At 67.3% G+C, this 20,205-nt stretch carries 16 protein-coding genes and 1 pseudogene; 7 read left to right on the top strand and 10 right to left on the bottom strand.

The window, feature by feature from the left end; all coding sequences use genetic code 11:
* Nucleotides 1-1,000, bottom strand: a 1,000-nt coding sequence (locus tag G3N92_RS17685) for a substrate-binding domain-containing protein (RefSeq protein WP_206128830.1), incomplete at its 3' end; no start/stop codon positions are given.
* Nucleotides 1,001-1,634: 634 nt separating this feature from the next.
* Here G3N92_RS17685 and G3N92_RS35010 point away from each other — a divergent pair.
* Nucleotides 1,635-1,753 (top strand): annotated as a pseudogene (locus tag G3N92_RS35010) (Arm DNA-binding domain-containing protein); the annotation flags it as partial.
* Between the two features lie 91 nt (nt 1,754-1,844).
* Here the strand turns inward: G3N92_RS35010 and G3N92_RS17680 are convergent.
* The gene (locus G3N92_RS17680) at nt 1,845-2,657 is read right to left on the bottom strand and encodes a hypothetical protein (RefSeq protein ID WP_206128829.1); all 813 of its coding nucleotides are present in this window, start codon (nt 2,655-2,657) and stop codon (nt 1,845-1,847) included.
* 444 nt (nt 2,658-3,101) lie between these two features.
* Here G3N92_RS17680 and G3N92_RS17675 point away from each other — a divergent pair, with 444 nt between their 5' ends.
* The 3 genes from G3N92_RS17675 to G3N92_RS17665 all read left to right on the top strand — a co-directional run bounded on the left by G3N92_RS17675 (nt 3,102) and on the right by G3N92_RS17665 (nt 7,190).
* The gene (locus tag G3N92_RS17675) at nt 3,102-3,662 is read left to right on the top strand and encodes an RNA polymerase sigma factor (protein ID WP_339385771.1); all 561 of its coding nucleotides are present in this window, start codon (nt 3,102-3,104) and stop codon (nt 3,660-3,662) included.
* Nucleotides 3,652-4,491, top strand: a complete 840-nt coding sequence (locus tag G3N92_RS17670) for a FecR domain-containing protein (protein WP_206128828.1) — start codon at nt 3,652-3,654, stop codon at nt 4,489-4,491. Before G3N92_RS17675 ends, G3N92_RS17670 begins: the two co-directional genes overlap by 11 nt.
* A gap of 242 nt (nt 4,492-4,733) precedes the next feature.
* The gene (locus tag G3N92_RS17665; RefSeq protein WP_206128827.1) at nt 4,734-7,190 is read left to right on the top strand and encodes a TonB-dependent receptor; all 2,457 of its coding nucleotides are present in this window, start codon (nt 4,734-4,736) and stop codon (nt 7,188-7,190) included.
* Nucleotides 7,191-7,225: 35 nt separating this feature from the next.
* Here G3N92_RS17665 and G3N92_RS17660 read toward each other — a convergent pair whose 3' ends face one another.
* The 6 genes from G3N92_RS17660 to G3N92_RS17635 form a co-directional block, all read right to left on the bottom strand.
* A complete protein-coding gene (locus G3N92_RS17660; protein ID WP_206128826.1) occupies nt 7,226-8,353 on the bottom strand; it encodes a porin in 1,128 nt (375 codons plus the stop codon).
* A gap of 174 nt (nt 8,354-8,527) precedes the next feature.
* Entirely contained in the window at nt 8,528-9,205 is a 678-nt protein-coding gene (locus tag G3N92_RS17655; protein WP_206128825.1) for a response regulator, read from the bottom strand.
* A 31-nt stretch (nt 9,206-9,236) separates the two neighbouring features.
* Nucleotides 9,237-10,616 carry a sensor histidine kinase gene (locus G3N92_RS17650; RefSeq protein WP_206128824.1) on the bottom strand — a complete coding sequence of 460 codons (1,380 nt, stop codon included), beginning with the start codon at nt 10,614-10,616 and terminating at the stop codon, nt 9,237-9,239.
* A gap of 62 nt (nt 10,617-10,678) precedes the next feature.
* On the bottom strand, nt 10,679-11,524 hold the full coding sequence (locus G3N92_RS17645; protein WP_206128823.1) for an ABC transporter permease: 846 nt from the start codon (nt 11,522-11,524) through the stop codon (nt 10,679-10,681).
* A gap of 36 nt (nt 11,525-11,560) precedes the next feature.
* Entirely contained in the window at nt 11,561-12,358 is a 798-nt protein-coding gene (locus G3N92_RS17640) for an ABC transporter ATP-binding protein (RefSeq protein ID WP_206128822.1), read from the bottom strand.
* An 87-nt stretch (nt 12,359-12,445) separates the two neighbouring features.
* Nucleotides 12,446-13,456 carry an ABC transporter substrate-binding protein gene (locus G3N92_RS17635; protein ID WP_206128821.1) on the bottom strand — a complete coding sequence of 337 codons (1,011 nt, stop codon included), beginning with the start codon at nt 13,454-13,456 and terminating at the stop codon, nt 12,446-12,448.
* 363 nt (nt 13,457-13,819) lie between these two features.
* Here G3N92_RS17635 and G3N92_RS17630 point away from each other — a divergent pair, with 363 nt between their 5' ends.
* The 3 genes from G3N92_RS17630 to G3N92_RS17620 all read left to right on the top strand — a co-directional run bounded on the left by G3N92_RS17630 (nt 13,820) and on the right by G3N92_RS17620 (nt 17,480).
* The gene (locus G3N92_RS17630) at nt 13,820-15,283 is read left to right on the top strand and encodes an aldehyde dehydrogenase family protein (protein ID WP_206128820.1); all 1,464 of its coding nucleotides are present in this window, start codon (nt 13,820-13,822) and stop codon (nt 15,281-15,283) included.
* Between the two features lie 117 nt (nt 15,284-15,400).
* Complete coding sequence (locus G3N92_RS17625) at nt 15,401-16,558, top strand: iron-containing alcohol dehydrogenase (RefSeq protein WP_206128831.1); 1,158 nt, start codon at nt 15,401-15,403, stop codon at nt 16,556-16,558.
* A gap of 328 nt (nt 16,559-16,886) precedes the next feature.
* A complete protein-coding gene (locus G3N92_RS17620; protein ID WP_241014851.1) occupies nt 16,887-17,480 on the top strand; it encodes a superoxide dismutase in 594 nt (197 codons plus the stop codon).
* Nucleotides 17,481-17,537: 57 nt separating this feature from the next.
* Here the strand turns inward: G3N92_RS17620 and G3N92_RS17615 are convergent, their stop codons facing one another.
* Both G3N92_RS17615 and G3N92_RS17610 read right to left on the bottom strand, forming a co-directional pair.
* Nucleotides 17,538-18,839, bottom strand: coding sequence for an MFS transporter (locus tag G3N92_RS17615; RefSeq protein WP_206128818.1), 1,302 nt, complete (start codon nt 18,837-18,839; stop codon nt 17,538-17,540).
* A 63-nt stretch (nt 18,840-18,902) separates the two neighbouring features.
* Nucleotides 18,903-20,205, bottom strand: a 1,303-nt coding sequence (locus tag G3N92_RS17610) for a D-aminoacylase (RefSeq protein ID WP_206128817.1), incomplete at its 5' end; no start/stop codon positions are given.

Below are 20,205 nucleotides of genomic sequence, written 5' to 3'. Positions count from 1 at the left end.
CGGGCAGCGTGGCGATCGAGCCGCCGTCGCGCACCGTGTGCGGCAGCGTCAGCGCGGGTGTTGCGTGGGTGTCGCCGGCCAGCCGTTCGGCCAGCCGCCGCCAGGCCGAGCGCCCGATCTCGCGGTTCGGCGAAGCGACGCTCGCCAGCGACGGCGCGAGCAGTTCGCCGATCGCGAGGCCGTCGAAGCCGAGCACCGAGAAATCGTCCGGCACGCTGAAGTGCGCGCCGCGCAGGCCGCGCATCACCACCATCGCGAGCAGGTCGTTGCTGCAGAAAATGGCGGTCGGACGCGTGGCGTCCGAGGTCAGGTGCGCGAGCACCGCGTCGGGCAGCAGCGGCGCGTTGAAATCGACTTCGAGCACCGGCAGCGGCTCCAGGCCGTGATCGGCGAGCGCCTGCGTGTAGCCGAGATGGCGCTGCTTGGCGCGATCCGACGCCGACAGCGAGCCCGCCAGCATCAGCACGCGCCGATGGCCGCGCGCGATCAGCCGGCTCACGCCGTCGTAGGCTGCGAGGCGGTTGTCCACCGACACCGACGGGCGGTGCGGCGTGTCGTTGTGCATCAGCACGTAGAGCTGGCCGTCCGCGTCGAGCGCATCGAGCAGCGGGTGCGCGTGCGCGTCCGCGACCGTCAGGATCAGTCCTTCGACGCGCTGCGAGCGCAGCGTTTCGATGGCGTGCCGCTCGCGCGCCGTGTCATACTCCGTGCTCATCACGATCAGCTTGAAGCCGGCCTGCGAGGCGAGTTCGTCGAGCCCTTGCAGGCACTCCGCGAACACCGGGTTCGCGAGCGTCGGCAACATCACCCCCACCAATTGCGTGCGTTCGCTGCGCAACTGGCGGCCCAGCGGGTTCGGGCGGAACTGCAGCGTGTCGATCGCCGCACGGATGGTCGCCAGCGTGCCGGGGCTCACGGTGTGCGGCGCATTGATCGCGCGCGATACCGTCGCGATCGAAAAGCCGGACAGGGCTGCCACATCCTTGATGGTCGAAGTCATGAAATCTCGCGGATGTAAACGTTTACATTGCCGATTATCGGCAGCGATTGTGACGCTTCCGTGAATGCCGGCCGATCGTGGCGCGCTGTTGTTTTTGCGCTGCACAATGAATGGCCGGCAAGCGCCGCGAAGTCGTGCCTGACCAGTGGTAGAATGCGCTCCGCCCTTTCAGCCGGGGTGATGAAATTGGTAGACATAGCGGACTTAAATGATTGAGTGCCCGGTCGGAAACGGCTGGTGCAGAACCCTTCAAATTCGGTGAAACCCCTGGTGCGCAACGGTGTGCCGAGGCAACGCCGAGCCAAGCCCGATTGTCGTGTGTGTCGCATGCGCGGCGTTCGGGAAGGTGTAGAGACTAGACGGGGGGCGCCTACGGTCACGCGTGCGGGTTGCGCGCGCAGACACGGCGAAGGCATAGTCCAGCGCACGAACGGCCACGTCAAGCGTAGCCGGCTTCGAAAGAAGCAGTGTGACGAAAATCCGCCGCCTTTAGTGGCTTGCCGGTTCGAGTCCGGTCCCCGGCACCAGAGTGCAGTTCGACGTACGCCAGAAATGGCTGGAAACCCGTGATAGCGCAAGGCTTCACGGGTTTTTTTGTTGCGGCGACGGCCGGTGCTGTCCGTGTGAGACAGACATCGCTATCCGCAAGGCGATCCCGCGCGAGAAGTCCCATCGCCTCACTGACAGCGGAGGGATGTATCTTGAGATTCCCCAGCGGGTGGCAAGTACTGGCGGCTGAAGTATCGGTTTGCGTAGAAAGAGAGCTGTCACCTGTAGAGGTTGAGCGGCGCTACGCGCTAAACGGCTCGTGGGTGTCGATGAGCCTCTGGTCGATCCTGTGCGGCTAGTCCGCAAGTCCCTCCGGACTGGAAAATTCTTCGGTCCCGTTCTCGATGGCCATTCGTGTTCGGCGCACTTCGTTGTCGCTCCAGTGGGTTTCACGCAATTCGGTTCTAACCTTGTCCTTTAAGGTTTCCAGATTTTCCGAAGTCTCAATTGCGTTTAAAATAATTGAAATTACTTTGCTCGAGGCACTTGTTTCTCTCTCGAGGCGTAAAAACGTATTCGCAATTTTTTCGGGGAGTTCGGTGAGTGAAGCTTTTTTCCATGAGTCCAAGATTCGATTTTCATCTTCTATTTCGCGAGTGGCGAACTCAACGGATCGATTGTAAGTGAGGTCAAGCGTTGAACGAGTTCGTCGAAAATCATCTTCTTTTTTGCTTTGAAGCCATTCCAATGTCGATGAATTTTTCGGGTCTTCGACATATTCGCTGAGCGCCTTTATAGCCCAGGGTGGGCATGTGCGACTGCTGGGCTTGTCTACGTCAATGATCCAGGATTGCACGGATCTGTTCGATACTTTCTTTCCCGAAACATTCGAAATGGCAACCGCGACTCGGTCACACTCTCCGAAAAATTTGTCGCGAACTATCGAGCTCAATTTATCTCGACGTATTTGATGCTGCCAATGATCCCAAAGATCGTTTTTCAGATGCAGAAGTGCTTCACTGCTCCATCGGTTGTCATTGCGTCCGATTGGCGCGATGTCTATGTCGTCTATCCCTTTGACGCGGTTCGATCGATACTTAATAGAGAACTTGGTTCCCGATTCAAGATGTTCGGCGGTGTCCGACCAAAGTTTGCTTTTCCAGTTCACGGTTCTCTCCTCGCAGGATGTTGCGCACATTGTGCGCGCACAATGTGCGCGATGGCAAGGTGATTTTGCGGGGCCGCTGGAGAGACGACTTCATGTCCGGCGGGAACGCTGTACCGTGGGCAGTACTGCAAAGAGGTTGCGGGTCGCTTCGAGGGAATTTGGTGCCATCGAGCCGGAATTGCGCCGAGACGTGGGGCACATTTTAGGGAATCCGATATTTTTAATTTTCTAGACCAGAAATGGCTGGAAACCCGTGATAGCGCAAGGCTTCACGGGTTTTTTTGTTGGGGCGGCATGGTTTGGCCATGCGAGGTCAGCGCAACCGTATCGCCAACTCCCCCCACATCCTCGCAAGCCCGCCGACAGCCCATTGACAGCTTTCCTGTCGCAAATCAATAATGAGAATTGTTCTCAATTAAGGGCGATCCTCGCTCCTTGCCGATCGTGACAGGCTTGCCCCGCGACGCCGCCCACTCCTCGCTGATCACCACGCTGGTCAAACACTACGACGACCTCGTCAATCACGTGCGCCGGCGCTTCGGCGATCGCACGTTCGCCACGGACGTGGTGCAGGATGTCTGCCTCCAGTTGCTGCAGCGGCCGCCGGAAGACGCGCGCATCCACACGCCGCTCGCGTTCCTGAGGCATTTGTCGATCCATCGCGCGATCGACCGTTGGCGCGGCGACGAAGCGCGTGCGGCCTCGGTCGACCTGACCGGGCTTGCTGCGCCCGACCTGCGCTCGGACGATGCCGACGGCGAGCAATGCCTGACCTACCAGCAAACGCTGGACGAATTGGGGCGGCGCATCGACGCGCTGCCAACCCGGTGCCGCGAAGTCTTCATCCTTCACAAGCTGCACGACCTGTCGCAAGACGAAGTGGCGGCCGAGTTGCGCATTTCCCGTAACATGGTGGCCAAACATCTTGCCCGTGCCATGGCCGCATTGGCGCCCGTCCTTCCTTCTCCGTCGCGAAATGCGGCGCCGAATCACGATGCAACCTGAGCCTTCCCACCGTACCGATTCCGCCGATGTGTCCGAGCGCGCGCCGGGCGACGTGCTCGGCGCACTGCGCGAGCGCTATCCGCTCGACGCCGTGCGTCGTCGCGTGGCGCGCCGGCGCGCGGCGAGGCGCACGCTGGGCGGCGCCGTGCTGTGCGCGGTGCTCGGCGCGACGGTCTGGCGCGTCGATCCGGCTTACCGCGTCGAGTCGTTTCAGACCGCGGTGGGGGAGCATCGCGATTGGCGGCTCGTAGACGGCACGCGCCTTGTGCTCGATACCGGATCGGCCGCCCGCGTCGAATGGCGGCTTGCCTCGCGGCGGCTGGAGATCGAGCGCGGCGCGGCCTATGTCGAGGTGGCCCACGAAGCCCTGCGCCCATTGCGCACGCAGGCCGGCCCGGTGGCGATCCGCGATATCGGCACCGCGTTCACGGTGCGCCGCGACGCGGCGCTCACGCGTGTCAGCGTGCAGAGCGGGGCGGTCGGCGTCGCGCTGGCCGGCCAGCCGGCTACGGAGCTGCGGCCGGGCCAGCAGGTCGAAGTGAATACCGCGGTCGAACGAATCGAGCCGGTGCAGGCGGCGGACGACGCCACGCCGGCCTGGGTCGGCGGACGCCTGCGGTTCGACGGCACGCCGCTGGCTGCGGCCGTGGCCGAGATGCAGCGCTACCGGGCCGCGCCGGTGCGCGTCGCGCCCGATGCCGCCGCGCTCAAGCTGTCGGGCCAGTTCGACAGCGCGCGCGTCGATACGCTGATCGCGCTGCTGCCGCATGTGCTGCCGGTGCGTATCGCGCACGAGGCCGGCGGCGCGGTGTCGATCGTCCACCGCTAAGCCGCTCGGCCGCCAACCCGCCAACCCGCCAACCCGCCAACCCGCCAACCCGCCAACCCGCCAACCCGGCAACCCGGCAACCCGGCAACCCGGCAACCCGGCAACCCGGCAACACCCGGCAACACCCGGCAACACCCCGCACCCATCCCCAAAAATATTTCCGCCACGACGTCAACAAACCCGTCCGCCCATTCGGCAACCCCTTTGAAACGTGTTCAACAATTCAACGAGGAGTGGCGGCAATGGGTTTCACGGGGCGTCGGGGGAGAGCGGTCGGGAGGTGGGCGTCGGTGGCGGTCGCAAGCAGTTGCGTCTCGGCCATCGCCTGGGGGCAGGGTGCGGCGCAAGGCTACGACATCCCAGCGCAGCGGCTCGATCGCGCGCTCAATGCGTTCGCGCGGCAGTCCGGCGCGCAGTTGCTGTTCGCGCCGTCGCTGGCCGAGCGCCATACCAGCCAGGCGGTGCAGGGGCCGATGACGCCGGCAGCCGCGCTGGCCCGCATGCTGTCGGGCACGGGCCTGCGCGCCAACGCCACCGGCGCGGACACCTTCACGATCGACGCCGCGCCGGCCGGCGCATCGCCAGGCGCGGCCGCGCCGGTGCCGGCTGCGGCGCTGGCCGCCATCGAGGTGTCGTCGGAGCGCACGCACAGCGATCTGGTGCGCCCGACGCGCCAGACCACCGTGATCGATCGCACCGAGCTGCAGCAGTTGCAGAGCGGTTCGAACAATCTCGCCACGGTGTTGAGCAAGGCCGTGCCGGGCTTCGCCGATTCCAGCCACACGATCACCGATTACGGCCAGACGCTGCGCGGCCGCAACGTACTGGTGCTGGTCGACGGCGTGCCGCTCAACACCAATCGCGATTCGGCGCGCAACCTCGCCAACATCGATCCGAACGACATCGAGAAGGTCGAGGTGCTGCGCGGCAGCAATGCGATCTACGGCAGCGGCGCGACGGGCGGCATCGTCTCGGTCACGACGCGGCCGGCCGGCGGCCCGCCGCGCGCCGAAACCACGTTCTCGATGGAAACACCGCTGTCGCATCTCGGCGGCGGCGGCTTGGGCGGCACGCTGCAACAGTTCTTCAGCGGCAGCCACGGGCCGATCGACTACGCGTTCAACGTCAGCGGCCAGCATGTGGGCAGTGCCTACGACGCGCGCGGCCATCGCATCGCGCCCGAGCCGAGCCAGGGCGATCTGTTCGATTCGGACATCTACAGCGTGGGCGGCAAGCTAGGCGCACGCATCGATGCGAACCAGCGGATCGTGTTCTCGCTGAGCCACTACGACGCCAAGCAGGATTCCCATTACGGCAGCGATCCGTCGGTCGCCAAACTGCCGGCCGGCACCGCCGTGGCCCGCCCGATCGACGGCCTGCAACTCGATGATCAGAACCGCATCCGCAACACCATCCTGAACCTCCAGTACGAGAACAAGGATGTGTACGGCAGCACGGTGTCGACGCAGTTCTACTACCGCAATTACTTCACGCGCTTCGCGCCGTTCGACGCGCGCGCCGTATCCACGCGCGGCAACAACATCGATCAGGTGATGCAGGATTCGACCGTGTTCGGCAGCCGCCTGACGATCACCACGCCGCTCGACAAGGCCAAGCGCACCAAACTGCTGTGGGGCGCCGATTTCAACCAGGAACGCAGCGACATGCCGGACGACATCTTCGCCCCGGGCGCCTACGACGCCAGCGGCGGGCTCGTCTACCAGAAGATAGGACGCCTGATGTATCTGCCGCCGCTGACCACGCGCAGCATCGGCGGCTTCGCGCAGTTGCAGCACAAATTCAACGATCGCTGGTCGGCCGAGGCCGGCGTGCGCTACGAACATGCGAGCGCGAGCTTCGACGATTTCACGCCGCTCTCGCAACTGCGCGCGGCGCGCCCGTATCGTGTGCCGGGCGGATCGAGCGGCTTCGGCTCGTGGCTGTTCAACGCGGGCCTGTCCTACGCGCCGGTGCCGGGGCAGACGGTGTACGGCTCGTTCAGCCAGGGCTTCCAGCTGCCCGATGTGGGCCTGCAACTGCGCAACGCCACGACCGGCTTCAATCTCGGCTCGTCGAGCCTCGAACCGGTCAAGACCAACAACTACGAACTCGGCTGGCGCGGCAACCTCGGCAATCAGGCCGACGGCACGCTCGCGCTGTTCTACACCACCTCCGAGCTCGGCGACGTGCAGAGCTTCAACAACGGCCTGATCCTCACGCGCACGGCCGAGCGGATCGCCGGCGTGGAAGCGAGTGTGGATTGGCTGTCCGAGAACGAGAAGTGGGGCGCGGGCGGCACCGCGACCTACCTGCAGGGCCGCGAGCGTCCGCAGGGCAGCGCCAGTTACCAGAACATGACCGGTTATCGGATTCCGCCGCTCAAGCTCACGGCCTATCTGGAATACCGGCCGAACTCGCGATGGAGCAACCGCCTGCAAGGCAGCTTCTTCGCGGCGCGCGACTACCGGCTCAACGACAAGGTCAGCTTCGGCCGCCTGAGCGTGGCGAGCTATTTCACGCTCGATGCGATGTCGAGCTGGCAGGTGACCAAGCAGGACAAGCTCAGCGTGGGCGTGGAGAACCTGCTGAACCGCTATTACCTGCCGCTCTACAGCCAGCTCATGCGCAACAGCAACAACACCAGCCGTTTGCCGGCGGCCGGCGCGGTATTGAGCGCCAGCTACACGCATCGCTGGTAAGCCGCGCCCGCCCGGGGCGGCGGGCGCGGCATGCCTCAGAACCGCGTGCGAATGCCCGAAGTCAGCTCGAGCTGGGTGGTGGCGCCGTAGCTCTGCGCGGCGCGGTAGCCGCCGTGCAGGCGCATGAAGTCGCCGGCCAGATACACCTCGGTGCGCTTCGACAGGTGATAGAAGATCGAGCCGTACAGCGTTTCCTTGAAGCCGCTGCCGGTGCCGTTGTCGAGGCTGAACTGGCCGAGGTTGGCGTCCGAGGTGTAGCCGTCGGCGGTGTACGCGGCGTTGTGGGTGCGCATCTGCTGATAGCCGATCTCGTAGTCGAGCAGGCCCTTCGGCGCGAGCCGCATCGACACCGTCCACGCATTGTCCTGACGCTGGCCCAGCGCGCCCTGGTTGCCGAGATAGCGGAAGTAGCCGCCGTTCACGCGCAGGATGTCGAACGTGTAGTTGCCGCCGAGCGAGAACGCCTGGTTCGCGTAGCCGTCGTGATTCACGTGGCTATAGAAGCCCGACACCGCGAACGGGCCGCCGTTGTAGCCGAGCGCCGCCTGCCAGGCCGAGTTCAGGCCGAAGCTGGTGCTGTTGGCGAACTGGTAGCCGGCCGCCGCGTAGAGGCCGTTGTCGAACAGCTTCTTCCACGCCACGCTGTTGCTGTAGCGCGTGCCGGTCGGGCCGGCCGCGTAGAAGATCATCTGCTTGAAGTTGTTCGAGTTGGTCCAGCCGCCTTCGCCGGTGCGCAGCGACGACGAGCCGTAGGCATCGCCGTAGATCGCCGACACGTCGCGCGCGATGGTGTTCTGGTAGCCGGCGGTGATCTGGCCGAAGGTCTTGTTGCGGATCCCCACCCAGGCGTCGCGGTCGAACAGTTGGCCCGGGTCTTCCATCTGGCCGTCGGCCACGCGGTATTCGCTTTCCAGCTGGAAGATGACCTTAGTGCCGTCGCCGATGTCCTCCGCGCCGCGCAGGCCCCAGCGGCTGCCGCTGAACCACGGTTCGCCGTTGCGGCCCATGCCGATCGCATGATCGCCCTTGGCGTTGGCGTGCGTCTGGTAGCTCGGCACGCTCAGGTCCAGCAGGCCGTACAACTGCACGTTCGATTGCGCGTGGGCGCCGGTGCCCGCGCAGGCGGCGGCCAGCACGGGCAGCGTCAGGTAATGTCGTTTCAAGCTCGTCTCCTCCGAATCGTTGGTCGTGACACGATGGTTCGCAGTCCAGAATGACTGGCTGCGTTGCGTATCGGGCCGCCGGGATGCCGGCTGACGCTATCGTAGGGAGGGCAATCCTTCGCGGCGCTTTCGCCGTGCCGCGCGCGGCGTTGGTGAAAACACCGAAGCGGGGGATCAGGCCGCCGCGTCGACGGGGCGCAGGATATAGCCGAGCCCGCGCAGCGTGACGATCTGCGCGAGCGAGCCGGCCAGATGCTTGCGCAGGCGGTGGATGTAGATGTCGATCGCGTCGGGGCTGGCCTCGTCCTCGAGGTCGTAGACGCTTTCCATCAGCCGCGCCTTCGAGACCGTGCGGCCCTGCTGCATCATCAGCGTCTCGAGGATCGCGTGCTCGCGCCGGCGCAGCGCGAGCGGCGCGTCGCCGCGCTGGAATTCGCGCGTGGCATGCACGTAGATCAGATCGCCGCACACCAGCCGCGGAATCCCGCCACCGCACTGGCGGCGGATCAGCGCACGGATCCGCGCCACCAGCTCGCGCGATTCGAACGGCTTGACCACGTAGTCGTCGGCGCCGGCGCTGAAGCAATCCACCTTGTCGTCGACCGAGCCGTGCGCGGTCAGCATCATCACCGGCACGGTGTCGCCGCGGCGCCGCACGCGCGCCAGCAGCTCCTTGCCGCTGATGCCGGGCAGGCGCATGTCGAGCAGGATCGCGTCGTAGTGCTGGGTGCGGATGATCGCGTCGGCGCGCTCGCCGTCGGGCGCGCAGTCGATCGCGAAATCCTCGCCGCGCAGCAGGTTCACCACCCAGTGCGCGAGTTCGGCATTGTCCTCGACGAGCAGCAGTTTCATGGTTCGGATCCTTCCGGGCGGCCCGGCGGGTTCATGGGGCGGATGGCGCGAAGGCGGGCAGGCGCACCGTCATCGCCACGCCGCGCTGGCGCGGCCCCTGGCCGAGCGCGACGCTGCCGCCATGCAGGCGCGTGATCTCGCGCACGATCGCGAGGCCGAGGCCGGTGCCCTCGCTGTCGTGCGCGACGCGGTAGAAGCGCGTGAAGACGTGCGGCCGCGCCTCGGCCGGAATGCCGGGGCCGTCGTCGATCACGTCGAGCCGGATCTCGGCACCGTCCCGGCGCGCGGCCACCGTCACGTGGCCGCCTTCCTGGGTGTAGCGCACGGCGTTGTCGACCAGGTTCATCAGCAGCGCGCCGAGCAGGCTTTCGCTGCCGGCCACGGCGAGATCGTCCTCGAGTTCCGCGCCCAGATCGATGCGGCGCCGCTCGGCCAGCACCACGGCGGCCTCCAGCACTCCGGCCACCACCGCGGCCACCTCCACCCGCGCGCGCGCCATCGCGGGCGGCGACGCCTCGGCGTGCGCGAGCAGCAGCAGCTTGTCGGTCACGTCGGCCATCCTGCGGCTGCTGCGCTGCATGCTGGTCAGCATCGCGTCCAGCGGCGCGTCGGCGGTGCCGTGCTGGCGCGCGCATTGAATCTGCGTGTCGATCACGGCGATCGGGGTGCGCAATTGATGGGCCGCATCGGCGATGAAGCGGCGTTGCGTGGCGGTGTGCTGCGCGAGCCGCGCGACGCACTGGTTGATCGCATCGACGATCGGCCGCAATTCGAACTGCAGGCGATCGACGCGGATCGGCTCGAGCTCCATCGGGCCGCGATCGGCCACGTCGTCCTTCAGACGCATCAGCGGACGCAGCTCGAAGGTCAGGCCGAGATAGACGAGCAGCATCGCGAACGCCAGCATCAGCGCGAGCCGGATCAGTTGCGGATGCCAGATCGCCGCCACCATCGCCTCGCGCGATTGCACGGTCTTGCCGACCACCACCGTGACGGTGCTGGTGCGGCCCGAATCGTAGAGCTGGCGATCGTAGGCCGCCGCGCGGATCGGCTTGCCGTCGAGCACGGTGTCGAACAGCATGGGCTGCGCGGCGTGGCCGGCCGGCACCGTCAGCGCGGGATTGCCGGCGAGGATCCGGCCGCGGTCGTCCACCACCAGGTAGAAGGCCTGATCGCCGGCCGGCGAATCGAACAGTTCGAGCGCGGCCGGCGGCACGTTGGCGACCACTCGGCCGTCCTCCCAGTCGACGTCCTCGCCGATCACGCGCGTGGAGGACACCAGCGCGCTGTCCTGCACGAGGTCGGCCGTGCTGCGCGCGGTGTCGTAGGACATCGAACCCGCGATCCCGACGAACACCGCGAGCGGCAGCAGCAGCCACCAGAGCAGGCGCGCGCGCAGGCTGTGCGACATGGGCGGATCTCCCGGCGTGAGGCGGGCGGCGCGCACGCGGCGCGCCAGCTCCGGCAAGATGGTCAGAACGCGGCCGGTCTCCATTTCATCAAGCGCTTTTCCAGCGTGGTGAGCAGGTAGTCGGCGGCCAGCGCGACGATGGCGAGCACGATCATCGCGGCGAACACGCCGCTCGCGTTGAACGCGCCCTGTGCGGTGGAAATTAGCAGACCGATGCCTTGCCGGGAACCGAGAAATTCCCCGACCACCGCGCCCACCAGCGCGAAGCCGAAGCTCACGTGCAGGCTCGCGAGGATCCAGCTCAGCGCCGACGGAATCACCACCGAGGTGGTGATCTGGCGGCGCGACGCGCCGAGGATCTGCGCGTTCGCGATCAGGTAGCGGTCCGCCTCGCGCACGCCCTGGAACGCGTTGCCGAACACCACGAAGAACACCATCACCACCGCCAGCGCGATCTTCGAGGCCATGCCGAGGCCGAGCGCGATCACGAACACCGAGCCCAGCACCACGCGCGGAATCGAGTTGGCGATCTGGATGTAGAGCCCGAACACGTCGGCCATCAGGCGGTTGCGGCCGAGCAGGATGCCGCAGACGATGCCGGCCACCGAGCCGATCAGGAAGCCGGCGGTGGTTTCCTCGAGCGTGACCCACACCTGCTGCCACAGCGGCCCCTGCGAGGTGCCGTTGGCGAGCCAGTCGGCGATCTGCGCGCCGATCAGCGAGGGCATCGAGAAGAAGAACGGGTCGATCCATTTCAGGCGGCCGGCCAGTTCCCAGCCGCCGAGCCAGAGCACCAGCACCGCCAGCCGCAGGCCGATCACCAGTTGGCGGCGGCGTCGCACGCGCCGCTGCGCGGCCCGTTCCTCGTCCTCGGCGGACGGGTTGCCGAGCGAGGTCGGAAGCGTCATGTCTTTCATACTCCAGTCCTGTGAGTGAGCGGATGATTAGCTGATCTGAACTTCTTCGCGAAGGTCGTGCCAGATGTCCTTCGAGATTTCGATGAAGCGCGGGTCGTAGCGCACTTCGGACGTCACGCGCGGGCGCGGCAGGTCGATTTCGTAAACACGCTTGAGCGTGGCCGGCCGCGCCGTGAGCACGAACACCCGGTCGGCCAGCGCGATCGCTTCCTCCAGGTCGTGCGTGACGAACATCACCGAGCCCTTGTTGGCCGACCAGAGCTGCAGCAGTTCGTCCTGCATCAGCGTGCGCGTCTGCATGTCGAGCGCCGAGAACGGCTCGTCCATCAGCAGGATGTCCGGGCCGTTGATGAAGGTCTGGGCCAGCGCCACGCGCTTGCGCATGCCGCCCGACAACTGATGCGGATAGTGCTTGCCGAACTTGGCGAGGCCGACGCGGCGGATCCATTCGTCCGCCTGCGCGTAGGCGGCCTCTTTCGAGCGGCCGCGGAACAGCGGGCCGGCCGCGACGTTGTCGAGCACGGTGCGCCACGGGAATACCGCATCGGCCTGGAACACGAAGCCGATGCGCGGATCGATGCCGTCCACCGGGCGGCCCATGATGCGCACCTCGCCGGTGACGGGCTTGATCAGCCCGGTGATGAGGTTCAGCGTGGTGGATTTGCCGCAGCCGGTGGGGCCGACCACGGCGACGAATTCGCCTTGCGCGACCGACATCGTGAAATCGTGCAGCGCCACCGTGGCGCGCCCGTCGGCGGAGAGAAAGCGGCACGACACGTTGCGGAATTCGATCGCCGGCGTGCCGGCCGGTGCTGCCTGGTTCATGGTGTGAGGCTCCGGGTGAAGCGGGCGCCGCGCGGGCGCCGTCCGGCCTCGGAGGAGGCCGGGTTCGGGAGGTGGCGGGGCCGGCGCTTACTTGCCGGTCACGAAGGCGTCGGTGTAAGTCTTCGAGAGATCGATGTGCTTGCCCTTCACCGACGGATTGAAGCCCGACAGCACCTTGAGCACCGTTTCCGGGCCGCCGGCCGGCATCCGCGCGTCGGCCGTGTACATCGGCAGCGAGGCCTTCAGCGCGCTCGTGTAGAGCGCCTTGTCCTTCTGGTAATCGGCCGGCATCTTCGCGGCGATGTCTTCCGCGCTGTGCGTGTGGATGAACTGCATCGTGCGCGCGAACGCGTGGGCCAGCTTCGCGGCCTCGTCCTTGTGCGTGTCGGCCCAGGCCGATTGCACGTAGACGCTCGCGCCCGGATAGACGCCGCCCAGCGCCGCGCGCGTGCCGTCGGCCGTGCGCATGTCGACCAGCACCTTCGCGTCGCCGGCTTTCTCGAGCAGCGAGACGGTCGGCTCGGTGGTCATGCCCGCATCGATGCGCCCTTGGCGCACCGCCGCGATGAAGCTCGCGTCCGCGCCCACCGGCAGCATCGTGTATTGCGTCGACGCGATGCCGTGCTGCTGCGCCAGATACTGGGTCAGGAAGCTGGTGGACGAACCGAGGCCCGTCACGCCGAGCGTCTTGCCTTTCACGTCCGCCATCGAGCGCAGCGCCGGGGCCGCCTTCATCGACACCACTTCCACTTCGCCCGGCACCTGCGCGAGCACGGCGATCGCCTTGACGTCCTTGCCCTTGCTCTGCAAATCGATGGTGTGATCGTAGAAGCCGACCACCGCCTGCACTGCGCCCGCGAGCAGTTCGTTCTCCGCGTCGACGCCGGCGGGCTGCGAGAGCAGATCCACGTCGAGGCCTTCGTCCTTGAAGTAGCCGAGCTGTTCGGTCAGCTTGGCGGGCAGGTAGATGAGCTTGGCGATGCCGCCCACCATGATCGTGACCTTGCCGCCGTCGGCGGCCGAGGCGCCGGCGACGAGGCCGCAGGACAGGAAGGCGGCGAGCGTGGCGCGCGCCAGCGGATGTCGGGCTACAGGCATCGGGATGTCTCCAGGATTGTGATTGTCGGGCCGATTCGCCGGCAGGCCGGGATCGACGCAGCCGAGTATAGGAGCGCGAAACCTTCTGGCTCCTTTCGCGGCGGGGGGCGGAATTTAAGGGTTTTCCAGCAGGAAGGCGGGCAGGGCGCGGGCAGCGGACACCGTCGGCGGGATGCTTATTGCTTGCACGCTCAAGACGACTGGTCTATTCTATTAGACGACTGGTCTAATTTTTCGGTGACACATCCACCGCGCGGCCAGCCAACGGTCCGCCGCCACCTCGCGTGGCGGCGGACGCGCATCGTGTCGGGCCGGCACGCCCGTGCCGGCCGATTCCGCATAGCCCCATTCGGAGAATCATCCATGTCCGCAATTCCCAACGCCAGCGAGCCGAGCAATCCATTCAGTGGTCCTTTTTATCTCAGCATCGCCGGCGATCTGGAGACGTCCCCGCAGACATTCGACGTCATGAATCCGGCGACCGGCGCCGTGCTCGCGCAAGCGCCGGCCGCCACGCCCGGCCAACTCGATGCGGCGATCGCGGCGGCCAAGGCCGCGTTCAAGACCTGGTCCGCGCTCGGTTACGACAAGCGCGAGGCCTATCTGAACGCGTACGCCGATGCGCTGCAGGCCCACCGCGACGAACTGGCCCGCCTGTTGACGCTGGAGCAGGGCAAGCCGCTGAAAACCATGGCCGAGCCCGAAGTCGATCAATCGATCGCGTGGATCCGGCAGATCGCCGCGCGCCGCATCCCCGTCGAGATCGTCGAGGAAACCGACGACCACGTCGTCGAGCTGCATCACACGCCGCTGGGCGTGATCGGCGCCATCACGCCGTGGAATTTTCCGGTGCTGCTCGCGCTCTGGAAGGTTGCGCCCGCACTGATCACGGGCAACACGATGGTGATCAAGCCGTCGCCGTTCACGCCGCTGTCCACGCTGCGCTTCGGGCAGATCGCGCAATCGGTGCTGCCGCCGGGCGTGCTGTCGATCGTCTCCGGCGGCGACGAACTCGGCCCGCAACTGACCGCGCATCCCGATATCGCCAAGATCAGCTTCACCGGCTCCACCGCGACCGGCAAGGCCGTGATGCGCGCGGCCGCCGGCACGGTCAAGCGCGTGACGCTCGAAATGGGCGGGAACGACGCGGCGATCGTGCTGCCCGGCACCGATTACGCGCGGATCGTGCCGCAACTGTTCTGGGGCGCGGTCGGCAATTCGGGCCAATGGTGCGTGGGCATCAAGCGGCTCTATGTGCACCGCTCGATCCACTCGGCGTTCGTGCGTGCGTTCGTCGATTACGCGAAGCAGCAGAAGATGGGCGACGGGCTGGACCCCGAGGTGACCGTCGGCCCGGTGCAGAACCGCATGCAGTTCGAGAAGGTCAAGACGTTCCTCGACGACATCAAGGCGAACGGCCAGACCATCGCGCTCGGCGGCGAGGTCGATGCGGCGCGGCCCGGCTATTTCATTCCGGTAACCGTTGTCGACAATCCGCCCGAGGATTCGAAGATCGTGCAGGAGGAGCAGTTCGCGCCGATCGTGCCGATCATCGCCTACGACGATGTGGACGACGTGATCGAACGCGCCAACCGCAGCCCATTCGGGTTGGGCGGCTCGGTGTGGGGCAGCGACACGCAGGCGGCCGTGGCCGTGGCGAATCGTCTCGAAACCGGCATGGTGTGGGTCAACGAGATCCACACGCAGGGCGTGGACGTGCCGTTCGGCGGCCACAAGCAATCGGGCCTCGGCACGGAGCACGGGCACGAAGGCCGCCAGCTCTTCACCAACCCGAAGACGATCCTGATTCGCAAGCCGTCGCGGTAATGCCGGGGCCGGCGTGGCCGGCGCCCCGCGATGCGCAATAGATAGCAATGCGAAATGAAACGGTGCGGCCGCGGCCGCCCCCTACAACATCGGATGGAGTGGATGGAGACGTTCAACATGAATGGATTCGGGTTTCAGACGGTGCCGTCGATCGTCGTCGAGTTCGGTATCGCGCGGCGGCTCGGCGCGCTGCTGCGCGAGCGGTTTTCGTCGCTGACGCGGTTGTGCGTCGTGACCGACGGCTTTCTGCACAAGAGCGGCTTGCTGAATCCGGCGCTGGCCGATCTGGCCGCGCATGGCTGGCAGGTCGAGGTGATCGCCGACGTGGTTGCCGACCCGCCCGAGCAGGTGGTGCTGGGCGCGGTCGCGCGGGCGCGCGCCGCGCACAGCGAAATCGTGCTCGGGCTCGGCGGCGGCTCGTCGATGGACGTCGCCAAATTGCTGGCGGTGCTGGCGCCGGGCACGCAGCCGCTGGCCGACATGTACGGTGTCGGCAAGGTCGAGGGCGAGCGGCTGCCGCTGGTGCAGATGCCCACCACGGCCGGCACCGGCTCGGAGATGACGGCCGTGTCGATCGTCACCACCGGCGCGACCGCCAAGATGGGCGTGGTGTCGCCGCGGCTCTACGCCGATCTGGCGGTGCTCGACGCCGAACTGACGCTCGGGCTGCCGCGCGCTGCCACCGCCGCGACCGGGATCGACGCGATGGTGCACGCGATCGAAGCTTATACGTCGGTGCGGCTGAAGAATCCCGTCTCGGACATGCTGGCCGTGAAGGCGCTCGAACTGCTGTCCGGCAACCTGCTGGCCGCCTGCGCCGACGGCGGCAACCGGGCGGCGCGCGAGGCGCTGCTGCTGGGCGCGATGTTCGCCGGGCAGGCGTTCTCGAACGCGCCGGTTGCGGCGGTGCACGCGCTGGCCTATCCGCTCGGCGGCATCTTCCATGTGCCGCACGGGCTGTCCAATGCGCTCGTGCTGCCGCACGTGATGCGGTTCAACGCGCCGGCGGCGAGCCGGTTGTATGCCGAATTGGCGTCCGTCGCGATGCCGGGCCTGACCGGCAGCGACGAAGCCCGAAGCCGCGCGCTGATCGGCCATCTCGAATCGACGATCGCGGCGGCCGGCATCCCGCGCACGCTGCGCGAGGTGGGGGTGGCGCACGGCGACATCGCTCGGATGGCGAGCGACGCGATGCGGCAGACGCGGCTGCTCATCAACAACCCGCGCGAGTTGGCGGAGGCGGACGCCGCGGCGATCTACGCGGCCGCGCTGTAGCGGCGCGATCGGCGGGCGCGCCAGGCGGGCAGGCCGGGGCCGGGCCGGCGCGTAACGGCGGCTGAATCTTTTTTCGTTCGAGGTGGAATAAGACGCCGATCCCGGCCGTTCTGGGGAGACGAGAGTGCGGGTGTCGCTCTCGTCATCCCCCTTTACGGAGTCGCCCATGTCGCAAGCCAAACTGTCCCGCCGCCAACTGCTCGCCACCGGTTCGATCGGTGCCGCAGGTTTCCTCGTCTCCCGCCTGAGCCTCGCGGCCGGCCCGTCGCGCGCCGGCGCGACGAAGCTGGACGATGCCTCGATCCTCGCCTATCTCGGCGCGTCGCCGCTGGCCCTGCCCGAGCTGCCGTTCGCGCAGAACGCGCTCGAGCCGGTGATCTCGGCCAAGACCCTGAGCGTCCACTACGGCAAGCATCACCGCGCCTATTACGACAATCTGCACAAGCTGGTGGACGGCACGCCGCTGGCGAACCTGTCGCTGGAGCAGATCGTGCTCGAATCCCACGGCCGCGAGGATCTCGAGGACGTGTTCAACAACGCCGCGCAGGCGTGGAATCACAACTTCTACTGGAAATCGCTGAGCCCCGCGAAAACCGAACCGGACGAGGCGCTCAAGCGCGCCATCGTCGCCAAGTTCGGTTCGATGGAAGCGATGTCGAAGCAGTTGATGACGGTGGCCGCCTCGCAGTTCGGCAGCGGCTGGGGCTGGCTGGTGGCCGATCGCGGCGAGCTCGCGATCGTCAAGACGAGCAACGCCGAAACGCCTTACACGCGCGGCGGCCAACTGCCGCTGCTGACGGTCGACGTGTGGGAGCACGCCTACTATCTCGACTATCAGAACCGTCGCCCCGACTATCTCGCGGCCACGATCGGCCAGCATCTGAACTGGAATTTCGCGTCGGCGAACTTTGCGCGGATCTAGGCCGCGGCGGTCGCGCAATATGGCGGCCGGGCCTGCGCGTGCGGGCGCCGCAGCGCTTCATGCCGCCGGCCCCGCCTCGGCGCGCCACGTGAGCGCCACGGCCACCGCGCCGAGCGCCGCGGCCAGCAGCGTGCAATACGCAAGCAGGTAATGGCCGGGCGTGAGATCCACGAGCATGCCGATCGCGGCCGGCGCGATGGCGGCCGCCACCTGGCCGCCGAAGTTGATGACGCCGGCCGCCGAGCCCACCAGTTCGTCCCGCATGTGCTTGAGCGGGATCGCGAACACCGTGCCGTACACCATCGTGTAGCCGACCAGGCACAGCGTCCAGAGCACCAGCAGCGTGGGCAGCGCGTCGGCCAGCGCCATCGCCGCCAGGAAGATCGCGACGGCCGAGCCGCCCACCACCATGAACAGGCGCTCGCGGCCCCGGCCGATGCGGTCGAGCATCCAGCCCACGCCGCTCAGGCTCAGGAACGCGATCAGGTACGAGCCCGAGGTGGCGAGGCCCGCGTGCAGGATGTCGATGTGGCGCGTCTTGATCAGGAAGGCCGGCATCCACGAGATCAGCGCGACGTAGACGATGTTGCTGAAGAAAAAGATCAGCATGGTCTTGCGCAGCATCGGCGAGGCGAACAGCGCGCGGAAGGTGGGCTGCCCCGGCTGGCGCGCGCGGCGCGGCGCGGGCTTGATCGCGAGCCACAACACCACGGCCACCGCGATGCCGATCGCGCCGAACACGTGATAGGCGAAGCGCCAGCCGTGGCTGCCGATCAGCGCCGCGATCGCGCTCGAGCCGAGCGCGCTGCCGATGAACGACGCGCCGATCACGATCGACTTGGCGCGGGCGCGCTCCTCGTGCGGAAACGCCTCGGCGATCGTCACCGTGCTGGCGGGCACGAAGCCGCCCTCGCCGATGCCGAACAGCACGCGGATCGCGAACAGCATGGCGAAGCCGGTGGCCACGCCGGTCAGCCCGGTGAACACCGACCAGCACGCCACCGCGAACACCAGCACGATGCGCGAGCCGAAGCGGTCGCCGAGCCAGCCGGCCGCGAGCTGCATCAACGCGTAGCTGACGTAGAACGCGCTGAGCAACAGGCCGGCCGAACGCGCGTCGAGGTGAAAATCCTGCGTGATCGGCACGATCGAGATGCTCATCGCGATGCGGTCGGCGTTGGCCAGCATCCAGGACAGCAGCAGCATGCCGACCAGGAACAGCTTGCGCGCCGTCGAGTAGCGCGCGGCGCGCGGCGCCGCCGGGTGGGGGCCGGCGGCGGCGAGCAAGGCGGGCGATGCGTGTGAAGCGGACGATGCGTGCGATGCAGGCGTCGCGGCGGGTTCGATCGGATGGGTCATGGATGGGCTCCGGCGAAGGGGACAGGGCGTGGGGCGGGCGGCGATCGCGATGCAGGCCGGGATTCAGCGGGCCGCGCGACGGATCAGCCGGCCCGCATGGAGATCCACCGATTCGCCATGGCGGCATGCGAGCCGCCCGTTCACGTAGACGGCGTCGATGCCGGCGCTCACGCGCGTTGGCTGCGCGAAGGTGGCGCGATCGATGACCCGATCCGCGTCGAAGATCACCAGATCGGCGGCGTGGCCCGGCACGACCGTGCCGCGGCCGGTCAGGCCGAAGCGGCGCGCGCTGAGGCCCGTCATCTTGTGGATCGCGGTTTCGAGCGAAAACAGGCCCCGCTCGCGCGCGTAATGGCCGAGTACGCGCGGGAACGTGCCCCAGAGGCGTGGATGCGGCTGCGCGTCGTGCGCGAGGCCGTCGGAGCCGATCATGCTCATCGGGTGCGCGAGGATGCGCGAGACGTCGTCCTCGCTCATCGCGAAGTACACCGCGCCGGCCGGCGCGAGCGACGCGGCCAGCGTCTCGGGATCCGTGCCGCGCGCCTTCGCCAGCGCGAACAGCGATTGCCCGGCCGCCGTGGGATCCGGCTTCGACCAGGTCACGAGCACCTCGTCCGATTGCTTGACGCGCGCGGGCAGCAGCATCGTCGACGATGCGTTGTACGGATAGCAGTCGAAGCACACCGGCTGCTGCTGCGCCGCCGCGTCGAGCATCGCGAGCGTCGCGGCCGAGCGGCCGTGATTGTTGCGGCCGACGATCTTGTGATGCGAGACGACGGTGTCGATCGCGAGCGCGCGGCCGATCTGCAGCGCCTCGCGCAGCGCGTCGTCGATCGCGTCGCCCTCGTCGCGCAGGTGCATCGTCAGCACGCCGTTCGCGGCCGACAGCGGCCGGCCGATCCCGATCACTTCGTGCACCCCGGCTGCGCGGGCGGGCGGGTAGTACAGGCCGGTGGACATGCCGATCGCGCCCGCCGCCAGCGCGTCGTCGAGGTCGCGCGACATCGCGGCGATCTCGTCGCGGCTCGCCGCGCGATCGAGCGCGCGCATGTGCCGCGCGCGCAGCGTGGTGTGGCCCACCAGGCAGGCCGCGTTCAGGGCCGGCCGCGCGTCGTCGAGCGCGTCGAGGTAATCGGCGAAGCGCGGGAACCGCCAGCCGTCGTCGCCGAGAAGATCCAGCGGCGCGGGCGGGTTGCGCGTGACGAGCGGCGCGCGGCTGATGCCGCAGTTGCCCGTGATCACCGTGGTCACTCCCTGCGACAGCTCCGGATGCGGGCCTTGCGCCGGCTCGAGCCGCGTCCGGTCCTCGTGCGTCCGGCCGTCGATGACGCCGTGCGCCACGATCCCCCCCCCCCCGTCCACCCGC

The sequence above is a fragment of the Burkholderia sp. Ac-20379 genome (assembly GCF_017104645.1).
Lineage (GTDB): Bacteria > Pseudomonadota > Gammaproteobacteria > Burkholderiales > Burkholderiaceae > Burkholderia.
The sequence above is the reverse complement of the archived record's forward strand: the minus strand, read 5'-3'. Positions and strand labels throughout refer to the sequence as shown.